The organism is Pseudomonas sp. B14-6 (assembly GCF_013260315.1).
GTDB classification, from domain to species: Bacteria; Pseudomonadota; Gammaproteobacteria; order Pseudomonadales; family Pseudomonadaceae; genus Aquipseudomonas; species Aquipseudomonas mandelii.
The window spans coordinates 5,993,884-6,015,468 of sequence record NZ_CP053929.1 but is presented as its reverse complement, the minus strand read 5'-3'; the positions used below and the strand labels follow the sequence as shown (position 1 = coordinate 6,015,468).

Here is a 21,585-nt window from a genome sequence, read left to right as displayed (position 1 = left end):
GGCTTTTTTGTGTCTGTGTGTTTTGCAGGCAAAAAAAATCGCAGCCCACGGCTGCGATTTTTTGCGTCTTACCAGGCCACACCAAACCCTGCGGTGTAACGCGTTTTGTCCAGATCAGCATCGTCGGTACCGCTGATGATGTCTCGCTCGGCCTTGAGGTTAAGCGAAGCCCACTCGGTGACCTTGTAGCGCAAGCCCATTTCGGCATCGAGCGCGTAATCCGCTACCCCCGACAACGGCTTGCCCACTTCGCCATTGGTGAAGAACTCCACCTTCTTGCCGATCAGGTAACGGTTGTAGTCCCACTTCATCGCCAGGGAATAGAAGTTTTCCTTGCTGCCGTCGGAGAACTCATAGTCCGTGCGGTTGACCAGCGAGCCCAGGGAGAATGCGCCGAGTTCGTTATCCCAGAACTGGTAACCCGGACCGGTACCGACAGTGCGCTGACGGGAGAGGTCTTCTACCTTGTCGCGCTTATAGACCGCGCGGCCTTGCCAGAACCACTTCTCGGTCAGGAAACGGTCGAGCGAGTATTCGCCCCGCCAGTTGTCGGTAGTGACCACGTCATCCTGGAATTCGCGGTTGTACTCGCCTTCCGCCGTGTGCCGCCATTTGCCATGGCGCGCCGTGGTCTTGAAGTCGATGTCGTAGTCATCGGTGTCTTTTTCCGCCCGCTGGTAATCCAGCGCCGCGTCGACATTGCCTTTCCACACCAGATCTTCAACCACAGGCTTGGGCTTGAGAATCTGCTGGATACTCGCCAGCTCGACCGTCTTCGGCGCTTCGCCGTTTTCCAGCGTCACCTTGCCGTCGTCTGCTGCATGCAGCGACTTGGCCTTCTCGCCGGTGTAGGCATCTTGCTTGACCAGCAACTCCTGATCACTTTCCAGGGTCTTGACCTGCTTCCAGTCGATCGGAACCGCACCGGCATATTCGGTCTGTATCAGCAATTTACCGCCATCGAACAGCGTGATCTTGCCGCTCAGTTTGTCACCGTTCTTCAACCAGACGGTATCAGCGAGCAACGGCGTGGAGGCACTCATGACAGCAAGGCACAGCAGGGTTCTGGATACCATAAGCAAATACAGGCTCAAGTTTGCGAAAAAAAGTCGGCATTATCCCTGGGAATAAGACCCTAGCAAGGACTGACCCGACTATTTCTATTGAGTTCATTTCTCAATTGCGCATCCAGGACTTACTCTACGGACGGTAAGGCGAATTTTTTCAGGAACCACGGACGTGACCGACCCAACCACTGAAACCGAAAGTGCAGCGCAAATCCGACGCACGGCGCTCTACTTGACCCTCGCGCAGGTGCCCGAAGGCAAAGTGGTCAGCTATGGTCAACTCGCCGAACTGGCCGGACTGGGCCGAGCCGCGCGCTGGGTGGGACGCACATTGAGCCAGCTGCCCGGCGACACCAAGCTGCCATGGCACCGCGTACTGGGTGCCGGCGGTCGGATCAGCCTGCCCGTAGGCAGCCCTTCAGGGGATGAGCAGCGCGCGCGATTGCGCTCCGAAGGCGTCAGTATCCTGAACAATCGTGTTGATATTCAGCGCCATGGCTGGCGCCCGGTAGAGCACAGCGGTTAGAGTGCGCGCTTTGTTTCCGTAACTCTTGAGGCAGACTCCAGCCCATGCCCCGTAAAACCTGGCGCGCCGCGCTCGCCGCCTATGCCAGCCCCTCGACGCTTGTGTTGTTGTTGCTTGGTTTCGCCGCCGGCCTGCCCTACATGCTGGTGTTTTCGACGCTCTCCGTTTGGCTGCGTGAGGCCGGTGTGGCCCGCGAAACCATCGGTTATGCAAGTCTGATCGGCTTGGCCTATGCCTTTAAATGGGTCTGGTCCCCGCTGCTCGACCAATGGCGCCTGCCCTTTCTCGGCAAACTCGGTCGACGACGTTCCTGGCTGGTGCTCTCCCAGGCACTGGTGATCCTCGGTCTGATCGGGATGGGTTTCTGCGACCCGCAAAAGCACTTGTCCTGGCTGATCGCCATCGCCGTGGTCGTCGCCTTCGCGTCGGCGACGCAAGACATTGCGGTTGACGCCTATCGCCTGGAAATCGCCGACGACACTCGCCAGGCAGCGCTCGCTGCCAGCTACATGTCCGGCTATCGGATCGCCGCGCTGCTGGCGACGGCCGGCGCGCTGTTTTTCGCAGAAGGCTTTGGCTCCACGGGTTTCAATTACCAGCATTCGGCCTGGGCCGGTACCTACGTGTTGTTTGGCGCCCTGATGGTCCCGGCGCTGCTGACGACGCTGTTCATGCGCGAACCGCCTGTTCCCCTGCGTACCCAACTTCAAGCCGGCCGCTACAGCTTTATGCATCAACTGATGTCGGTGTTCGTGCTGATCGTGCTGCTGGTGTCCGTGCCGGCCATGTTTACCCAGCTCTACAACACCGACTTCGCCAGCGTGCTGTTCGAAGGCGCGAGCCCGCTCGACCTGCTGCTCGAAGACCGCGCCTTCCTGCGGGCCATCCTCTACACCACGCTCACGTTTATGTGCCTGTCGGCCATGGGCCGTCGCGGCCTGGCACCGGTGCTGACGCCGATCAACGACTTCATTCTGCGTTACCGCTGGCAAGCGTTCCTGCTGCTCGGGCTGATCGCCACCTACCGCATGTCCGATACGGTGATGGGCGTGATGGCCAACGTGTTCTACATCGACCAGGGCTTCACCAAGGACCAGATCGCCAGTGTCAGCAAAATCTTCGGCCTGATCATGACCCTGGTCGGCGCCGGCATGGGCGGCCTGCTGATCGTGCGTTTCGGCATCCTGCCGATCCTGCTCATCGGCGGCATTACATCGGCCGGCACCAACCTGCTGTTCCTGATGCTCGCCGACATGGGCGCCAACCTGAACATGCTGATCCTGACCATTTCCCTGGACAACTTCAGCTCGGGCCTGGCGACGTCAGCGTTCGTCGCGTACCTGTCGAGCCTGACAAACCTGAAATTCTCGGCCACCCAGTACGCCCTGCTCAGCTCGATCATGCTCCTGCTGCCACGCTTGATCGGCGGTTATTCAGGGGTCATGGTAGAGAAATTCGGTTACCACAACTTCTTCCTGATCACGGCGCTGTTGGGTGTTCCGACCCTGCTGTTGATCGCCCTGCACTGGTACCAGGAGAGCCGTCGCGCAGGTCCGACGCCGACACCCGAACCGGTGCCGACCCAGGTCGCGGAAGAATCGTAGGACATTTCGCAGAGGGCGCGACGATTCCCGCCCTCGTGCCACACCGCCGACCGCACGCCTGTACGCCAGCGGATCTCGCCCGTACAATGCTCCGTCATTTCTCGTCATCAGCAACCGACAACGGCCAACCATGCGCACCAGTCAATTTTTGCTCGCCACACAGAAAGAAACGCCTTCCGACGCGGTCGTCATCAGCCATCAGCTGATGCTGCGCGCCGGCATGATCCGCAAACTCGCCTCGGGCCTCTACACCTGGCTGCCGATGGGCTTGCGAGTGATGCGCAAGGTCGAAGCCATCGTTCGTGAAGAAATGAACGCCGCAGGCTCTCTCGAAGTGTTGATGCCGAGCACCCAACCGGCTGAGCTGTGGCAGGAATCCGGTCGCTGGGAAGAATACGGCCCTGAATTGCTACGCTTCAAGGATCGCCACGGTCGCGACTTCTGCGCCGGCCCGACCCACGAAGAAGTGATCACCGACCTGATGCGCAACGAATTGAGCAGCTACAAGCAGCTGCCGATCAACCTGTATCAGATCCAGACCAAATTCCGTGACGAAATCCGCCCACGCTTCGGTTTGATGCGCGGCCGCGAGTTCATCATGAAGGACGCCTATTCGTTCCACGCTGATCAGCCTTCGCTGCAGATCACCTACGACCGCATGCACCAGGCGTACTGCAACGTGTTTACCCGTCTGGGCCTGAAGTTCCGCCCTGTAGAAGCCGACAACGGCTCCATCGGCGGTGCCGGCTCCCACGAGTTCCATGTACTGGCCGAGTCCGGCGAAGACGATATCGTCTTCAGCAACGGTTCCGACTACGCCGCGAACATCGAGAAAGCCGAAGCCGTGCCGCGTGAAACCTCCCGCGCCGCACCGACTGAAGAACTGCGCCTGGTCGACACGCCGAACGCCAAGACCATTGCGCAACTGGTCGAAGGCTTCAACCTGCCGATTGAAAAGACCATCAAGACCCTCGTGGTTCACGCTGAAGAGCAAGGCAAGCTGATTGCCCTGATCATCCGTGGCGACCACGAGCTGAACGAAATCAAGGCCGGCAACCAGCCAGGCGTTGCCAGCCCGCTGGTCATGGCTTCCGAAAGCGAATTGCGCGACGCCATTGGCGCCGGCGCCGGTTCCCTCGGCCCGTTGAACCTGCCATTGCCGATCATCATCGACCGTTCCGTCGAGCTGATGAGCGACTTCGGCATCGGTGCCAACATCGACGACAAGCACTACTTCGGCGTGAACTGGGAGCGTGATCTGCCGGTTCCGACCGTTGCCGACCTGCGTAACGTTGTCGCCGGCGACCCAAGCCCGGATGGCAAGGGCACCCTGGAAATCAAGCGCGGCATCGAAGTCGGGCACATCTTCCAGCTGGGCAACAAGTACAGCAAGGCGATGAAGTGCGAAGTGCTGGGCGAGAACGGCAAGCCGGTTACCCTGGAAATGGGTTGCTACGGCATCGGCGTTTCCCGCGTGGTGGCTGCGGCCATCGAGCAGAACAACGACGCCAACGGGATCATCTGGAGCGACACACTGGCTCCATTCCAAGTCGCTTTGGTGCCATTGCGCTACGAAACCGAACAGGTTCGTGAAGCCACCGACAAGCTGTATGCAGAACTGACTGCAGCCGGCTTCGAAGTGCTGCTGGACGATCGCGACAAGAAAACCAGCCCGGGCATCAAGTTCGCGGACATGGAGCTGATCGGCATTCCTCACCGGATCGTGGTCAGTGACCGCGGCCTCGCCGAAGGCAATCTGGAATACAAGAGCCGTACCGAACCTGAAGCGCAAGCGCTGCCGGTTGCTGACGTGCTGTCTTTCCTCCAGGCCCGTATCCGCCGCTGACACCAGATAGAGAAGTCATGTTCAAGCGAAACACCTTAGGCCTCGGTGGTGGCGCCCTGTGCGTCACCCTGCTGGTCAGCGGCTGTGCCAATCACATGTCGCAACGCAGCGAGCACGAGGAGCGTGTCGAGCGCAAATTGCTCGATCACAGCCTGCAGATCGATGTCGGCGAGCCCAAGGTGCTTGAGTTGCCGCAACGTCGGGTGAAAATCCACGAGCAGAAAACGTTCGAAGTCACCGAATTCGAAGTCACGCGTCACTATGATCGCTACACGCCTTACCAACCCTGGCGGGAGGTCTACGAGATTCCGCTGGGCGCGGTCGCGGTGGTGGGCGGTGTCGGGGCGAATGTGGTCAACGTATTCACCCTCGGCAGTCTGCCGGACAGCGTGACCAAGGATTGGCTGAGCTACGGTTTTGCCGGGCTCAACCCGCTCATGAACGTGCAGTCCAACGGTCGGGCGCAACAAAACCTGGCCGGGATCGATGAGATCCAGCTCGACAAGCGCACCGAATACTCGAGCCTGCCCTGGAGCGAGCGCCCGGTGGTGGTGAAAGCCGGCAAGGAAACGTTTGATCTGAGCACCGACAAAAACGGTGTTCTGCGCCTGAACCTGCTGGACAGCCCATTCGCCGAACATGACATCAATCATCTGAGCCGACTGCTGATCAGCGTCGAAGACGGCCAGGACGATGTACACAGCGATTCGTCCCTGGCAGTCAGCAGTTCATTGCGCGGCAAACTGCTCGAAGCCCATGGCCTGATTTATGACGACCTCGAAGACGACGAAGTGAGCCAGTGGGTACACCGGGTCAAGCGCTTGTCGGAACTGGGTCTTGAAGAAGAAGCCAGCGAGCTGGAACAAAGCCTGATCGAACTGACCCGCAACGATCCAGAGTTGCAGACCGAATTCCTCAAGTCATTGACCAAGGATGCCGGGCGACTGGTGGCGGATCCTGGACCGAATTAAAAGCAAAAGCTTCGCCCCTACAAGATGCGATACCTGTAGGAGCGAGGCTTGCCCGCGAAGAGGCCCTCACATTCACCGCAAAACTACCGCTCAAACAACTCCATCTGCTCAAACCCACCCCGCAAATCCTCCAACCGCACGCCAATCCCCAACAACCGCACCGGTTTCCCGCCGCGATTGAACGCCTGGGTCAGCAACAACTGATAACTGCCCAAATCCCGCCCTGCCCCGGCTTGTTCCAGCGTCGTCTGGGTAAAGTCATGGAACTTCACTTTGACGAACGGCTTGCCCGGCCGATAGCTGCTGTCGATCCGCGCCATGCGCCCCGCCAGCGTTTCCAGCAGCTCGGGTAGTTTATCCAGGCAGCTGACCAGATCCGGCAGGTCCACGTCATAGGTGTTTTCAACACTGATCGATTGCCGGCGGCTGTCGTTGTGCACCTGACGGTCATCAATCCCCCGGGCCAGGCTCCAGAGTCGCTCGCCGAAGCTGCCAAATTCACGCACCAGCGCCAACTTGCCCCACTCGCGCAAATGCGAGCAATCGACAATGCCGAGCCTGCCCAGCTTGTCGGCGGTCACTTTGCCAACGCCATGCAGCTTGCTGACGGGCAAACCACTGACAAAGTCTTCAACCTGATCAGGCGTGATCACAAACAAACCGTTGGGCTTCTTCCAGTCACTGGCGATCTTGGCCAGAAACTTGTTCGGTGCCACGCCAGCCGAGACCGTGATGTGCAACTGATTAGAGACTCGGCGGCGAATGTCCTGGGCGATGCGCGTGGCGCTGCCACCGAAATGCGCACAGTCCGACACGTCGAGGTAAGCCTCGTCGAGGGAAAGCGGCTCGATCAGGTCGGTGTAATCGCGAAAGATCGTATGAATTTCCTTCGACGCTTCTCTATAGGCGTCCATGCGCGGCTTGACGATGGTCAGGTCCGGACACAGCTTCAGGGCTTGCCCGGAAGACATGGCCGAGCGCACGCCGTAGGCCCGCGCCTCATAGTTGCAAGTGGCGATCACCCCGCGCCGGTCCGCAGAACCACCCACCGCCAGCGGTTTACCCGCCAGGCGCGGGTCGTCACGCATTTCGATGGCAGCGTAGAAGCAGTCGCAATCGACGTGGATGATTTTTCGCTGGCTCATATAAAAGCGGTGTTCATGGTGAAGAAATGGAGTCATGGCGTGCCGGATCGGCAGTATCTCACTGACACCTGTATATAGCACCAGTAGTCTGAATCTTATTCCCCACCGGTAGGAAAAGTAACCGATGAATTTATTTTCTCAATCGAAAAGCGTCACTCGATAGAGCTGCAAGCCTTGCCATGCCTGCCTCGCAGACGATCGCCCTGCCCTTCCTTGCCGCTAAGCGATTGAACCAGAACAGGTTTTATCTGGATTGAAGGTTGACAGCCCAGCGATCCTCTGTAGAATGCCGACACACAGACGCGGGATGGAGCAGTCTGGTAGCTCGTCGGGCTCATAACCCGAAGGTCGTCGGTTCAAATCCGGCTCCCGCAACCAAACATCAAAAAAGGCTACTCGAAAGAGTGGCCTTTTTTGTGCGCGCCTGTTTTGTGCCCTCTTCATGAACAGATGCGAGAAATCGTTCTGATTCCGAAACTTAAGTCTGCTCCGCGACCGTTCGCCGCTTATTTACGCTTATTTGACCCGGTTGCAGATTAACGGTTGACACACAGGCGTATCTCTATAGAATGCCGCCACACAGACGCGGGATGGAGCAGTCTGGTAGCTCGTCGGGCTCATAACCCGAAGGTCGTCGGTTCAAATCCGGCTCCCGCAACCAAACATCAAAAAAGGCTACTCGAAAGAGTGGCCTTTTTTGTATCTGTTGAAAAAGTCCTTTCGCAACAATGACCTGTCACTGTGTAGCGAAGCGTTCGGGATCTCCAATGCGATGAGTTCAGACTATGCTGATTCGCAGACAAATCCCCCCGACGCCCAATGACATGCCATCGCCGTCAACCGGTGAGAGGCGTTAATATTTGTGATTATTTTTTTCTACAGGGATTGGTAACTTGGCTGGATACCCCCATCCTGTCGCGCACAATCCAAGAGGTGATTGATGCGCGCCAACTCGTCTGATCCACAAGACACCGTCACAGCGACCCAACCGATCAAGGCAGAGCGCCTGCGCTTGCTGGATCTGGCCAGCAAATATCGCCAGCCCATCGGCCTGGCGGTGACGCTGCTGTTGTTCGCTATCGCGCTGATTGCCTGTCGTCATCTGCTGAGCGAACTCGATCTGTACGCTTTGCACGACTCGATTCTTGAAGTCCCTAAACCGGCACTGCTGGGCGCATTGGCGGCGACCGTGGTCGGCTTCATCATTCTGCTGGGGTATGAATGGTCCGCCAGTCGCTACGCGGGCGTGACGCTGGCGCCGCGAATTCTTGCGCTGGGGGGCTTCACGGCATTTGCCATCGGCAACGCCATCGGTCTTTCGATGCTCTCGGGGGGCTCGGTCCGCTACCGTTTATATGCACGGCACGGTCTGGGGGCGTCAGATGTCGCTCACATGACGTTATTCGCCAGCCTCTCGCTCGGCTGCGCACTGCCACCACTGGCCGCCCTGGCGACCCTCAGCAATCTGCCTGCTGCTTCGGCGGCCCTGGGATTGTCCGAAGGTTTGCTGGGGGGCGTTGCCGCGGCGGTTTTGCTGCTGTTCGGCGTATTGGCCATCGGCATCTACCGCCGTCGCCTGCCGGAACAACCTTCCCCGGATAACCTGCTGGTCAAGGTCGGACGCCGCACCTTACGCCTCCCCGGTCGCCGCCTGACTTTCCTGCAACTGATCATCACCGCACTGGACGTGGCCGCCGCCGCGACCGTGCTCTATTTGTTGCTGCCGGAAGCGCCGCCCTTCGGTGCGTTCCTGCTGGTGTACCTGCTAGCCCTGGCCGCCGGTGTGCTCAGCCATGTGCCCGGCGGGGTCGGCGTATTTGAAGCCATTCTGTTGGCCGCCTTCGCCGACACGCTCGGCGCCGCACCACTGGCCGCTGCGCTGCTGCTCTATCGCCTGATCTACGTCGTGCTGCCGCTGCTGGTGGCGTGTGTGCTCCTGTTGATCAACGAAGGCCAGCGTCTGTTTCAGTCGCGCCAGTCCCTGCGGGCCGCTTCCGGTCTGGCGGCGCCGATCCTGGCGGTGCTGGTGTTCCTGTCCGGCGTGGTGCTGCTGTTCTCCGGCGTCACCCCGGAAATCGACACCCGGCTGGAACACATCGGCTTTCTGATCCCGCACCGCCTGGTCGACGCCTCGCACTTCGGTGCCAGTCTGGTCGGCGTGCTGTGCCTGTTGCTGGCTCAAGGTCTGCGTCGACGTCTGTCCGCCGCCTGGATGTTGACCACCATTCTATTGCTGGTCGGCGCCCTGCTCTCCCTGCTCAAAGGCTTTGACTGGGAAGAAGCTTGCCTGATGACCCTGACAGCAAGCCTGCTGGGCGTATTTCGCCGCTCGTTCTACCGCCCGAGTCGCCTGACTGAATTGCCGTTCTCGCCGCTCTATCTGGTTTCCAGCCTGTGCGTGCTCGGCGCCTCGATCTGGTTGCTGCTGTTTGCGTACCAGGACGTCCCGTACAGCCATCAACTCTGGTGGCAATTCACCCTCGACGCCGACGCTCCGCGTGGCTTGCGCTCATTGTTGGGGGCCGCCGTCCTGCTGGTGGTCGTGTCGCTGACCTGGTTGCTGCGCACCGCGCGCCCGGTGATTCACTTGCCGACGCCTGACGAGCTGGATCGCGCCATAAAGATCCTGATGGCCTCCTCCCAACCGGACGGCGGCCTCGCCCTGACCGGTGACAAGGCGCTGCTGTTTCATCCCAACGACGAGGCGTTCCTGATGTACGCCCGCCGTGGCCGCAGCCTGGTGGCCTTGTACGACCCGATCGGCCCGACCCAGCAACGGGCGGAAATGATCTGGCAGTTCCGCGACCTCTGCGACGTCCACCACGCCCGCCCCGTGTTCTATCAAGTGCGCGCCGAAAACCTGCCGTACTACATGGACATCGGCCTGACCGCGATCAAGCTCGGCGAAGAAGCCCGGGTCGACCTGAAACGTTTTGATCTCGAAGCCAAGGGCAAAGAGATGAAGGACCTGCGTTACACCTGGAATCGCGGGACCCGTGATGGGTTGTCGCTGGAGATCTTTGAACCGGGCCATGCGCCGATGGATGAGCTCAAGGTGATTTCCGATGCCTGGCTGACCGGCAAGAACGTGCGCGAGAAAGGCTTCTCGCTCGGGCGTTTCAGTGACGATTACATCAAGCATTTCCGCGTCGCGGTGATTCGTTTCGAAGGGCGCCCGGTGGCATTTGCCAACCTGCTCGAGACTTACGGCCATGACCTGGCCAGCCTCGACCTGATGCGCGCGCACCCGGACGCGCCCAAGCTGACCATGGAGTTCATGATGGTCGGCCTGATTCAACATTATAAAAATCATGGATACGCGCGTTTCAGCCTGGGCATGGTGCCGCTGTCGGGGTTGCAACCCCGGCGTGGTGCACCGCTGACCCAGCGCCTGGGCTCGATGGTTTTCCGCCGTGGTGAGCAGCTCTACAACTTCCAAGGCTTGCGCCGCTTCAAAGACAAATTCCAGCCTGACTGGGAACCCCGTTATATGGCCGTGCCCGCCGGACTCGATCCGCTGGTTGCCCTGGCCGATACTGCTGCCCTGATTGCGGGCGGCTTGACTGGATTGGTGAAACGCTGATGATTCAACGCTCCTTGCGGTACGTACTGGGCACACTGGTCGTGTTGGCCCTGATTATCGGTGGCGGTTACTGGTACCTGAAGCGCCCGGCCCCCGAACCGACCCTCGAACAGCTGAAGCCGGCTGATGGCACGGCGATGACGCGCGTCATTCCCGGCAACACGCCACGCGCGCAGGTGCTGGTGGCGGTCAATGAAGACCAGAAACTCAGCGACAAACAGTTGATGACCCTGAGCCGCACCGGCTCGGCGCAGATTGTTCAGGTGATCCTGCCCAAGGACTGCCTGCTGCAAAGTCGTGCCCTGCAATCAGGCCTGCGAGAACTCAAAGGCCCGGCGACCCTGGTCAGCGGTATCGGCCCTGGCGCGGTGCTGGCGTGGCGCTGGTTGTCCGAGCAGAAGGACGACAAGGCCCAGGCTGTCTCCGTCGACCTGGCACTGGAAAAACCCGGCTGCACCCACTTGCTGCCAAAAAGTGCCGCTCACGGTCACTGGCTGGTGGCCTGGAACGACAACCCGGACGACACCAGCGCCGGCTTCGTGCGCGATCAAGCCAACGCCGAAACCAGCATCAGCGACTACGACATCAACCTGCCGCAAGTGCTGAACAACGAACTGCGTAAACTCCTGGTCGGCGGCGACAAAGCCGCTGGCGGCCTGCAAATCCCCGTGGTCGAAGTCCCGGCCGGCCAAGCCAAGGACACCGTGACCCTGTTCCTGTCCGGTGACGGCGGCTGGCGTGACCTGGACCGCGACGTCGCGGGCGAGATGGCCAAGATCGGCTACCCGGTGGTCGGCATCGACACCCTGCGCTACTACTGGCAGCACAAGAGCCCGGAGCAAAGCGCTCTGGACTTGGCCGAGCTGATGCAACACTACCGGCAGAAATGGGGCACCAAGCGCTTCATCCTGACCGGCTACTCGTTCGGCGCCGATGTCCTGCCAGCGATCTACAACCGCCTGGAACCCGCAGAACAACAACGCGTCGACGCCATCATCCTGCTCGCCTTCGCCCGCACCGGCAGCTTCGAAATCGAAGTCGAAGGCTGGCTCGGCAACGCCGGCAAAGAAGCCGCCACCGGCCCGGAAATGGCCAAGCTGCCACCGGAAAAAGTGGTGTGCATCTACGGTGAAGAAGAAGTCGACGAAAGCGGCTGCACCGACAAGACCGCCGTGGGCGAATCGATGAAGCTACCGGGCGGCCACCACTTCGACGAGAACTACCCGGCGCTGGCAAAGCGTTTGGTGGACATCATCGAGAAGCGTCAGGCCAAGGGTGAGACGGCTCAGGAGTGATCTGAGGCGCGCCCACGAAAAAGCCCCCGCAACTGTTTGGTTGTGGGGGCTTTTTTACATGCGACATGAAGCGCTTCTAGCTGCCGGACTTTAGGTCGAATTCGATTCAGACTCCATTTCCCAAATCGTTTTTCTTCTTGGGCGTGCAGGCTGGCGAACTTAAACAAAAGCAAAACGTCTTGACTCTTCATCAAGCCAGAAACTCCAAGTGTCCACATTCCATAAAACGTGGACACTTTTTTCTTTGAAAATATCGAGCCGTCAGACCTTTCGACAGGTCCTGACCTCGCGACCAGCTCGGACAAAGACCAATCTGAAGAAGAACTGTCTGAAAGAAAAAAAGCCCCGCTACCTTCACGGCAACGGGGGCTTACAACTTATAGGCGACGCTCTGCGGCGTCGTAGACCTCTTCGTCACGTCGGGCCCCGACTGCGACAATCAACACTTGAATGGCCTTACCATCGACGCGATAGACAATCCGCGTATCGCCTGTGCGAATCCGTCTGCAGCCCGCGAGGCTGGCTCTTAGGGGTTTGCCGCTCTTGTCCGGCTCACCGTTGATAATCCGCTCTTCGATAACATCAAGAATGCGGTTCGCCGCCACAGCTCCCAGCAGATCCAGATCCTTCTGAACCTCCGGATGATAGATAACGCCCCAAACCATCCACAGCTCCTTTAGTCTTTCTTGGCGTACCGCGCCCGCATATCGTCATGGCTGACCGCCTTGGCCTGATCAAAACCAATCAGTCGCTCTCGAGCCGCCGCTTCAATTCGAAGGTCCTCAAGCTCGTCGAGCATTTCCTGATACGCATCGACGTTGATAATGACCGCTGCGGGTTGATTATCTTTGAAAATGACCAGCCGCTCGGTGGCTCGGCTGGAAATCTCCTTTAGCCTCGCACTAAACCCCCTGACCATCGCAGTCACCGAAATCGCTTGGTCAGCACGCTCCAGTAATGCCGTCATACTCACCTCTCTACACATTCATGCAAATTTGAACACACAGTTCTACGCAGAGTATTGCGTTGAGTTCGACATACAGCAAGCTGCAAAAAACGCGAATCTATCAACCCGCGTGATTCGTGCCGACAAAAAAATGAGCCAATCAACGTATAAGCGCTCTCTCAGTGTTTAGCTGTCGTTTACTTAACGTGTCGCAATATCGGAAGACGCCCGCGGACCTTGTAGGCAAACTCCGAATCTCGTGTTTGGGCACTTTGCCGCCTTGTTGCGTTTTTCTTCGACGGGATACTCTCCGGACGTCGCTGACCATTCAGCGATCGGGCTTGGAAACCCGTCGGATCACAGCGCAACAGCACCTCCACCTCGATTCCAGACGTTTTAACGACTGCGAACCTGGTGTTATGGCGGCTGTGCGTGGGACGCCTTCGGGCGTGCCGGTTCTATGGTCCCCGGTTTCCAACCTGCGTACAGCCGCCACCCATTCGCTTGGAAACGAACGTGGCGACTCCTCTAATGCTGGAGAATGACCATGACTAAAATTGATTCAACTGCGATCTCAGAATTAAAAACCATAGGCTACACCCCACTCATCTACTGCCCAGATCAGGCGCTGTTCAACGTCCGCGCCGGCGTCCCCATCGTTGATGCCTTGTCACAAGCCTCTGACCTGCTGTTCCTCGGCAAATCATTTGCCGAGGATGCTGCCTACGCAAGAGACACCGACCGCCACGCCTGGGCCGCTCACTATCTGACGGCGATGGGCAAAGCCGTGATTGATGATGTTGTGAAGGTGCTGACGCCGCGACCGGCCCGGACGAAGACCGAATCAGAAGAAGGGCTGCCTGAGTGCCAGTAAGCGCACAGACATGAAACACCGCCGCCCCTTGTGGGAGCGAGCCTGCTCGCGAAGGCGTCGTGTCAGCCACTATCAAGGTTGGCTGATACACCGCTTTCGCGAGCAGGCTCGCTCCCACAAGGGACCTTCTTGGCCTTCAGGGCGAGATTCCAGGCACAAAAAAGCCCCCGCTGCCGCACTGGCAACGGGGGCTTTTCAATGGGGCTTACATCTCGACCTGAGTGCCCAGCTCAATCACCCGGTTCAGCGGCAGATTGAAGAAGCGCAAATTGCCATTGGCATTCTTCAACATGAAGGCGAACAGCGCCTCGCGCCAACGGGCCATGCCTTCGAGTTTGGAGGCGATCACCGTCTCGCGGCTGAGGAAGTAGGTGGTGCGCATCGGACTGAAGTCGAGGTCATCGAGGTGGCACAGTTTCAGTGCTTGCGGCACGTCCGGCTCGTCGACGAAGCCGAAGTGCAGGATCACCCGGAAGAACCCTTCGCCGTAGGAATCGACTTCGAAGCGTCGGCTCGACGGTACCCGCGGGATGTCTTCGTAGACCACGGTCAACAGCACCACTTGCTCGTGCAGTACCTGGTTATGCAGCAGGTTGTGCAACAGCGCGTGCGGTACGGCATCCGGGCGTGCGGTCAGGAACACGGCGGTACCCTGCACGCGATGCGGCGGTTGCACGGCGATACTGCTGATGAAAATCGGCAGGGGCAGGCCACCCTCGTCCATGCGTTCCACCAGCAGTTGTTTGCCGCGTTTCCAGGTGGTCATCAGCACGAACAGCGCGATACCGGCGATTACCGGGAACGCCCCGCCCTGAATGATTTTCGGCACGTTGGCGGCAAAGTACAGACCGTCCACCAACAAGAAGCCGAGCAACAGCGGAACAGCGAGCACCGGCGGCCATTTCCACAGCAGCAATATCACCGCCGACACCAGGATGGTGGTCATCAGCATCGTGCCGGTCACCGCCACGCCGTAGGCCGAGGCCAGGGCGCCTGAGGACTCGAAGCCCAGCACCAACAGGATCACGCCGACCATCAATGCCCAGTTGACCGCACCGATGTAGATCTGGCCCTGCTCGGCGCTGGAGGTGTGGCGGATGTGCATGCGCGGAATGTAGCCGAGCTGGATCGCCTGACGGGTCAGGGAGAACGCGCCGGAGATGACCGCTTGCGAGGCAATCACCGTGGCCATCGTCGACAATCCCACCAACGGAAGCAACGCCCAGCTTGGCGCCAACAGGTAGAACGGGTTACGAGCGGCTTCCGGATCACCCAGCAACAGCGCTCCCTGGCCGAAGTAGTTCAGCACCAGCGCCGGCAGCACGAGGATGAACCACGCACGGGCAATCGGCTTGCGCCCGAAGTGGCCCATGTCGGCGTACAGCGCTTCGGCACCGGTCAACGCCAGCACCACCGCGCCGAGGATCGCCACACCCATGCCCGGATGCTGGGTGAAGAAACGCACGCCCCAGACCGGGTTCAGCGCTTGCAATACTTCCGGGTGCTGCAAGATGCCGTGGACACCCAGTGCCCCGAGCACCACAAACCAGGTGACCATGATCGGCCCGAACAAAATGCCGATGCGCGCGGTGCCGTGGCTCTGAATCAGGAACAGCGCCACCAGCACGACCAAGGACAGCGGCACCACCCAATGGTCGATGCCTTCGAACGCCAGCCCCAAGCCTTCAATCGCCGAGAGCACCGAAATCGCAGGGGTGATCATGCTGTCGCCATAGAACAGCGCCGCACCGATCAACCCACACACCACCAGCAACGCCCGCAACTTCGGATGCCCCGCTGCTGCTCGCCGGGCCAGCGCGGTCAAGGCCATGATCCCGCCTTCGCCTTGGTTGTCGGCACGCAGCACGAACATCATGTATTTGATCGAGACGACCCAGATCAGCGACCAGAAGATCAGTGCCAGGATGCCCAACACGCCGTCATGGTTGACCGGTACGCCATAGCCACCGGAAAACACTTCTTTGAGGGTGTACAGCGGGCTCGTGCCGATATCGCCATAAACCACCCCGACCGCCGCGACCAGCATGCCGATCGGCTTTGCCGCCGAATGCTCGGCACCCGCTGCCTGACTACTTGCCTGCCCCATCCAAAACTCCTACTACTCAGACCCGGACTTCTTATAAGAAGCACTATGCTTTGCCGTGCAGCATGCGCTGTTTTACATGACGTTACAGACGTTTCATTGACTGTAAAAAATCGGTAAAGCGTAAAGGCGCGAAGCATAGCGCAGCACTCGTCGTATTTCCCTGCATAAAGCTGGTCAAGTGCGCGTCTCATCGCTAGAATTGCGCACTTTTTGACCAGAGGCGCAACATAGCGCCCGTCTGTCGCCTTGCCGTCTTCGGCTGGAGGCGTCCCAAATACCGAGGTTAGACATGTCCACCACTCCTGCGCCGGCCAATCCAAAAGTTGGCTTCGTATCCCTGGGTTGCCCCAAAGCACTGGTCGACTCCGAGCGCATCCTTACCCAGCTGCGCATGGAAGGCTATGACGTCGTGTCCACTTACGAGGACGCCGATGTCGTGGTGGTCAACACTTGCGGTTTCATCGACTCGGCCAAGGCTGAGTCCCTGGAAGTGATCGGCGAAGCCATCAAGGAAAACGGCAAGGTCATCGTGACCGGCTGCATGGGCGTCGAAGAAGGCAACATCCGCAAGGTGCACCCGAGCGTGCTGGCCGTGACCGGTCCGCAGCAGTACGAGCAAGTGGTCAACGCCGTGCACGACGCCGTGCCACCGCGCCAGGATCACAACCCGCTGATCGACCTGGTGCCGCCGCAAGGCATCAAGCTGACCCCGCGCCACTACGCCTACCTGAAGATTTCCGAAGGCTGCAACCACAGTTGCAGCTTCTGCATCATCCCGTCGATGCGCGGCAAGCTGGTCAGCCGTCCGGTCGGTGACGTGCTCGACGAAGCCCAGCGCCTGGTCAAGGCCGGCGTCAAGGAGCTGCTGGTGATCTCGCAAGACACCAGCGCCTACGGCGTCGACGTGAAGTACCGCACCGGTTTCTGGAACGGCGCGCCGGTGAAAACCCGCATGACCGAACTCTGCGAAGCCCTGAGCACCCTCGGCGTCTGGGTCCGCTTGCACTACGTTTACCCGTACCCGCACGTCGACGAGCTGATCCCGCTGATGGCCGCCGGGAAAATCCTGCCGTACCTGGACATCCCGTTCCAGCACGCCAGCCCGAAAGTCCTGAAAGCCATGAAACGCCCGGCCTTCGAAGACAAGACCCTGGCGCGCATCAAGAACTGGCGCGAGATCTGCCCGGACCTGATCATCCGTTCGACCTTCATCGTTGGCTTCCCCGGCGAAACCGAAGAAGACTTCCAGTACCTGCTGAACTGGCTGACCGAAGCGCAACTCGACCGCGTCGGCTGCTTCCAGTACTCACCAGTCGAAGGCGCACCGGCCAACCTGCTGGACGCGGCCATCGTGCCGGACGACGTCAAGCAAGACCGTTGGGATCGCTTCATGGCGCACCAGCAGGCCATCAGCTCGGCGCGCCTGCAAATGCGCGTCGGCCGTGAAATCGAAGTGCTGGTGGACGAAGTCGACGAGCAAGGCGCCGTTGGCCGCTGCTTCTTCGATGCCCCGGAAATCGACGGCAACGTGTTCATCGACAACGGCAGCAACCTCAAGCCAGGCGACAAGGTCTGGTGCAAAGTGACCGACGCCGACGAATACGACCTGTGGGCTGAACAGATCTAAACGCAAAAAATACGAAAAGCCCTGCTCTCTTGACGAGATGCGGGGCTTTTTTAGGTCTATCGTTTTGTGGAAGAAAGGACTCGCACACTCCACGGTAAAAGGGGCAACCGGCCATGCGCCAACATTCGGTCATCCACACGCCGAAACAGAGCGACTACGAAGAACTCACACAAGTCTGGGAAGCTTCGGTGCGCGCCACCCATGACTTTCTGCCGGACAGCTACATTGAATTGCTGAAGAACCTGGTGCTGACCCGCTACCTCGACGCGGTGATGCTGATCTGCACCAAGGACTCGCGCCAGCGCATCACCGGGTTTGCCGGGGTGGCGGCGGGCAAGATAGAGATGCTCTTCATCGACCCGGCCCACCGGGGTCAGGGTTTGGGCAAGCAGTTGCTGCGTTACGCCATGGAACACCTGAACGCCAACGAGCTGGACGTCAACGAGCAGAACCCGCAGGCCTTGGGGTTTTACTTCAAGCAGGGGTTCGAGGTGATTGGTCGTTCGGAGGTCGATGGCATGGGCCAGCCTTATCCGTTGCTGCACATGCGTTTGCGCCAGGCGCAACAAAAGACCCGCAACGGCTGACACAACATGAAACCCTTGTGGAAGCGAGCCTGCTCGCGAAAGCGGTCTATCAATCGACATTGAAGTTGAAGCTGAAGACGCTTTCGCGAGCAGGCTCGCTCCCACATTAAAAGCACCTGCGGCAAATGGAGCCGGGATTAACCAGCGCCCAGCAGGTACAATGCCCACCCCTTTTTTGTTACGGCCCTGTCATGACTGACCCGATTCGTCTCTCCAAACGCCTCATCGAACTCGTCGGCTGTTCCCGTCGGGAGGCTGAGCTGTTCATCGAGGGCGGCTGGGTCACCGTGGACGGTGAAGTCATCGACGAGCCGCAATTCAAGGTCGACACCCAGAAAGTCGAGCTCGACCCCGAGGCCAAGGCCACTGCGCCGGAACCGGTGACCATCCTGCTGAACGTGCCCGTGGGCATGGACGCGGAAACCGCAATGGCGACCATCAGCGCCGAGACCCTGAGCGAAGAACACCGCTTCAGCAAACGTCCGCTCAAGGGCCACTTCCTGCGCCTGACCCCCAGCACCGACTTGCAGGCCAACGCCAGCGGTCTGCTGGTGTTCACCCAGGACTGGAAGATCCTGCGCAAGCTCACCGCCGACTCCGCCAAGATCGAACAAGAATATGTCGTCGAGGTAGAAGGCGACATGGTGGCTCACGGCCTAAACCGCCTGAACCACGGCCTGACCTACAAAGGTAAGGAACTGCCGCCGGTCAAAGCCAGCTGGCAGAACGAAAACCGCCTGCGTTTTGCGATGAAGAACCCGCAACCGGGCGTGATCGCCCTGTTTTGCCAGGCCGTTGGCCTGAAGGTCGTCGCCATCCGCCGCATCCGCATTGGCGGCGTGTCCATCGGCAAAGTGCCGTTGGGGCAATGGCGCTACCTGTCCGGCAAAGAGAAGTTCTGAGACTTTTCACGCCGCCACACATTCCGGCGCCGCTGTTTACGCGGCGCCCACTGCTGAATATCAGGATTGCACACCATGATTCATAACGACGTACTGCGCAGCGTGCGCTACATGCTCGACATCAGCGACAAGAAAGTCATCGAGATCATCAAGATCGGCGGCATGGACGTGTCCCTGGAAGACCTGCTGACCTACCTCGACAAGAAAGAGGAAGACGAGGAAGGCTTCGTGCGCTGCCCGGACGAAGTCATGGCGCACTTCCTCGACGGCCTGGTGATCTTCAAGCGCGGCAAGGACGAAAGCCGTCCGCCGCAGCCGATCGAAGTGCCGGTGACCAACAACATCATCCTGAAGAAACTGCGCGTGGCCTTCGAACTCAAAGAAGACGACATGCACGCGATCCTCAAGGCGTCCGAGTTCCCGGTGTCCAAACCTGAGCTAAGCGCGCTGTTCCGCAAGTTCGGCCACACCAACTATCGCCCGTGCGGCGACCAGTTGCTGCGCAACTTCCTCAAGGGCCTGACCCTGCGCGTTCGCCCGCAGTAAGCGCTCCGCGCTCTTGTAGGAGCCGGCTTGCTGGCGATGGCGATCTTCAAAACGCCATCGCCAGCAAGCAGGCTCCTGCAAGAGCGGTCGCAGGCGAATCTGTATAGATGTTCATTCCTCGCAAAAATAGTGGCTCCGCTTCTGGCGGCTGACGACTAGGGTGTATTGACCCTCAGCTCTCAGGATTCGCCATGCACCCGTACTTTTCCCTGCAAGGCCGCACCGCTCTGGTGACCGGTGGCACCCGTGGTATCGGCAAAATGATCGCCAAGGCGTATGTCGAGGCCGGCGCCACCGTGTACGTCTGTGCCCGGGATGCCGAAGCGTGTCAGCAAACGGCTGACGAGTTGAGCGCCTTGGGAACCTGCCATGCCGTGGCCGCCAATCTGGCGACCGAAGAAGGCGTGCAGCACTTGGCCATGCGGCTGGGCGAGCAAATCAGTCATCTGGACATTCTGGTGAACAACGCTGGCACCACATGGGGCGCTCCGCTGGAAAGCTACCCGGTCAAGGGCTGGGAGAAGGTCATGCAGCTTAACGTGACCTCGGTCTTCAACTGCATCCAGCAGTTTTTGCCTTTGCTGCGCAAGGCGGGTTCAGAGGCGAATCCGGCGCGGATCATCAACATCGGTTCGGTGGCGGGGATTTCGTCCTTTGGCGAACAGGCGTATGCCTACGGGCCGAGCAAGGCTGCCCTCCATCAACTGTCGCGGATTCTGGCGCGGGAGCTGGTGAGCCAGCACATCAACGTCAACGTGATTGCGCCGGGGCGCTTCCCGAGCAAGATGACGCAGCACATTGGTAACGATGAGCAAGCGCTGGCGGAGGATACGGCGCTGATTCCGATGAAGCGCTGGGGCCGGGAGGAAGAGATGGCGGCGCTGGCAATCAGTCTGGCAAGTACGGCGGGGCTTATATGACCGGGAATGTTATTCCGCTGGATGGTGGGTTCAGTCTCTGAGATTGGCGGTGCGGCCTTCGCGGGCAAGCCTCGCTCCTACAGGTTCTTTGGCGTACACAAACGCCGTGTTCGCTCGATAACCCAGTAGGCGCGAGGCTTGCCCGCGAAGAGGCCCGCTCAGTCACCCCCCGCCTTGAGGCCCGCCGGGTTATCATGCCCGCCCTATCCCGCCTCGACCCAAACCATGACCTACAGCGTTTCCCCCATCGGCTTCGTGCGCTCCTGCTTCAAGGAGAAGTTTGCCATCCCGCGCCAGCCTCAGCTGGCCCCGGCCGCTCGTGGCGTACTGGAACTGGTGGCGCCGTTCGATCAGGGCGATGCGGTGCAAGGTCTCGAGCAGGTCAGCCACGTCTGGCTGCTGTTCCTGTTTCATCAGGCCCTGGAAGAGAAGCCACGCCTGAAAGTCCGCCCTCCTCGCCTGGGCGGCAACAAATCCATGGGCGTGTTCGCCACCCGTGCGACACATCGGCCCAATGGCATCGGCCAATCCGTGGTGAAACTGGACAAGGTCGAAGCCAACCGGTTGTTTATCTCCGGTATCGACCTCTTGGACGGCACGCCGGTTCTCGACATCAAACCCTACGTGCCTTACGCCGACATCATCGACAGCGCCTCCAACAGCATCGCCAGCGCCGCGCCGCAGTTGATTCCTGTGCGGTGGACGGAGACAGCGCTGCAACAAGCTCACGAGCACGCTCAGCGCCTCGGCGAGCCGTTGGTTGCCCTGATTGATCAATGCCTGGCACAAGACCCACGTCCGGCGTACCAGACGCCTACACCTGAGCGGGAATATGGAGCGCAGTTCTGGGATCTGGATGTGCGCTGGCATTATCCCGAGGCGGGCGTCATCCGCGTCCTGGAAGTCATTCCCGCAAAAACCTGAACGCCAGAAACCACTGTGGGAGCGAGCCTGCTCGCGATAGCGGTGTGGCAGTCGGCAATAATGCTGACTGATACACCGCTATCGCGAGCAGGCTCGCTCCCACAGGGAAAGCAAA

The 21,585-nt window shown here is 59.7% G+C and carries 17 protein-coding genes, 2 tRNA genes and 2 pseudogenes; 15 read left to right on the top strand and 6 right to left on the bottom strand.

The annotated features are described in order from the left end of the window. Positions 1–68 precede the first annotated feature (68 nt). Entirely contained in the window at positions 69–1,076 is a 1,008-nt protein-coding gene (locus tag HP062_RS27430; protein ID WP_042932327.1) for a DUF481 domain-containing protein, read from the bottom strand. Positions 1,077–1,239: 163 nt separating this feature from the next. Here HP062_RS27430 and HP062_RS27425 point away from each other — a divergent pair, with 163 nt between their 5' ends. From HP062_RS27425 to HP062_RS27410, 4 genes are all read left to right on the top strand, one after another. Continuing rightward, positions 1,240–1,593, top strand: a complete 354-nt coding sequence (locus HP062_RS27425) for an MGMT family protein (RefSeq protein WP_077750279.1) — start codon at positions 1,240–1,242, stop codon at positions 1,591–1,593. A 44-nt stretch (positions 1,594–1,637) separates the two neighbouring features. Continuing rightward, a complete protein-coding gene (locus tag HP062_RS27420; RefSeq protein WP_010462667.1) occupies positions 1,638–3,197 on the top strand; it encodes an AmpG family muropeptide MFS transporter in 1,560 nt (519 codons plus the stop codon). Between the two features lie 130 nt (positions 3,198–3,327). Beyond that, positions 3,328–5,043: a proline--tRNA ligase gene (locus tag HP062_RS27415; RefSeq protein ID WP_010462669.1), complete on the top strand. Its 1,716-nt coding sequence runs from the start codon at positions 3,328–3,330 to the stop codon at positions 5,041–5,043. 17 nt (positions 5,044–5,060) lie between these two features. Then, complete coding sequence (locus tag HP062_RS27410) at positions 5,061–6,014, top strand: hypothetical protein (RefSeq protein WP_077750278.1); 954 nt, start codon at positions 5,061–5,063, stop codon at positions 6,012–6,014. Between the two features lie 83 nt (positions 6,015–6,097). Here the strand turns inward: HP062_RS27410 and dinB are convergent, their stop codons facing one another. Further along, positions 6,098–7,159, bottom strand: a complete 1,062-nt coding sequence (gene dinB, locus HP062_RS27405; RefSeq protein ID WP_010462672.1) for a DNA polymerase IV — start codon at positions 7,157–7,159, stop codon at positions 6,098–6,100. A 301-nt stretch (positions 7,160–7,460) separates the two neighbouring features. Between dinB and HP062_RS27400 the strand changes: the two genes are divergently transcribed. From HP062_RS27400 to HP062_RS27385, 4 genes are all read left to right on the top strand, one after another. Continuing rightward, positions 7,461–7,537 (top strand) — tRNA-Met (locus tag HP062_RS27400). 206 nt (positions 7,538–7,743) lie between these two features. Further along, positions 7,744–7,820: transfer RNA gene (locus HP062_RS27395), tRNA-Met, on the top strand. A 279-nt stretch (positions 7,821–8,099) separates the two neighbouring features. Further along, positions 8,100–10,742: a bifunctional lysylphosphatidylglycerol flippase/synthetase MprF gene (gene mprF / locus HP062_RS27390; RefSeq protein WP_169856256.1), complete on the top strand. Its 2,643-nt coding sequence runs from the start codon at positions 8,100–8,102 to the stop codon at positions 10,740–10,742. Continuing rightward, a complete protein-coding gene (locus HP062_RS27385; RefSeq protein WP_172792344.1) occupies positions 10,742–12,037 on the top strand; it encodes a virulence factor family protein in 1,296 nt (431 codons plus the stop codon). The genes mprF and HP062_RS27385 overlap by 1 nt, the downstream gene beginning before the upstream one ends. 96 nt (positions 12,038–12,133) lie before the next feature. On the opposite strand, the pseudogene HP062_RS31600 reads toward HP062_RS27385, so the two are convergent. The 3 genes and pseudogenes from HP062_RS31600 to HP062_RS27375 all read right to left on the bottom strand — a co-directional run. Next, a pseudogene (locus HP062_RS31600) lies at positions 12,134–12,255 on the bottom strand (MarR family transcriptional regulator); the annotation flags it as partial. 159 nt (positions 12,256–12,414) lie between these two features. Beyond that, entirely contained in the window at positions 12,415–12,702 is a 288-nt protein-coding gene (locus HP062_RS27380; RefSeq protein ID WP_038979200.1) for a type II toxin-antitoxin system RelE/ParE family toxin, read from the bottom strand. Positions 12,703–12,713: 11 nt separating this feature from the next. Further along, positions 12,714–13,004 carry a type II toxin-antitoxin system Phd/YefM family antitoxin gene (locus tag HP062_RS27375; RefSeq protein ID WP_145307532.1) on the bottom strand — a complete coding sequence of 97 codons (291 nt, stop codon included), beginning with the start codon at positions 13,002–13,004 and terminating at the stop codon, positions 12,714–12,716. A 526-nt stretch (positions 13,005–13,530) separates the two neighbouring features. Here HP062_RS27375 and HP062_RS27370 point away from each other — a divergent pair. Continuing rightward, positions 13,531–13,857 carry a DUF3077 domain-containing protein gene (locus tag HP062_RS27370; RefSeq protein ID WP_010462680.1) on the top strand — a complete coding sequence of 109 codons (327 nt, stop codon included), beginning with the start codon at positions 13,531–13,533 and terminating at the stop codon, positions 13,855–13,857. Positions 13,858–14,062: 205 nt separating this feature from the next. Here the strand turns inward: HP062_RS27370 and HP062_RS27365 are convergent, their stop codons facing one another. Further along, positions 14,063–15,964, bottom strand: a complete 1,902-nt coding sequence (locus HP062_RS27365) for a potassium transporter Kup (RefSeq protein ID WP_172792343.1) — start codon at positions 15,962–15,964, stop codon at positions 14,063–14,065. 289 nt (positions 15,965–16,253) lie between these two features. Between HP062_RS27365 and rimO the strand changes: the two genes are divergently transcribed. The 6 genes and pseudogenes from rimO to tsaA all read left to right on the top strand — a co-directional run bounded on the left by rimO (position 16,254) and on the right by tsaA (position 21,470). Then, on the top strand, positions 16,254–17,591 hold the full coding sequence (gene rimO / locus HP062_RS27360; RefSeq protein WP_010462684.1) for a 30S ribosomal protein S12 methylthiotransferase RimO: 1,338 nt from the start codon (positions 16,254–16,256) through the stop codon (positions 17,589–17,591). Between the two features lie 113 nt (positions 17,592–17,704). After that, on the top strand, positions 17,705–18,178 hold the full coding sequence (locus HP062_RS27355; RefSeq protein WP_010462685.1) for an acetyltransferase: 474 nt from the start codon (positions 17,705–17,707) through the stop codon (positions 18,176–18,178). A 191-nt stretch (positions 18,179–18,369) separates the two neighbouring features. After that, positions 18,370–19,080, top strand: a complete 711-nt coding sequence (locus tag HP062_RS27350) for an rRNA pseudouridine synthase (protein ID WP_172792342.1) — start codon at positions 18,370–18,372, stop codon at positions 19,078–19,080. 75 nt (positions 19,081–19,155) lie between these two features. Next, complete coding sequence (locus tag HP062_RS27345) at positions 19,156–19,626, top strand: DUF1456 family protein (RefSeq protein ID WP_083374900.1); 471 nt, start codon at positions 19,156–19,158, stop codon at positions 19,624–19,626. A 191-nt stretch (positions 19,627–19,817) separates the two neighbouring features. After that, positions 19,818–20,587, top strand: a pseudogene (locus tag HP062_RS27340) (SDR family oxidoreductase). 184 nt (positions 20,588–20,771) lie between these two features. After that, positions 20,772–21,470: a tRNA (N6-threonylcarbamoyladenosine(37)-N6)-methyltransferase TrmO gene (tsaA, locus tag HP062_RS27335; RefSeq protein WP_010462693.1), complete on the top strand. Its 699-nt coding sequence runs from the start codon at positions 20,772–20,774 to the stop codon at positions 21,468–21,470. The last annotated feature ends 115 nt before the right edge of the window (positions 21,471–21,585 follow it).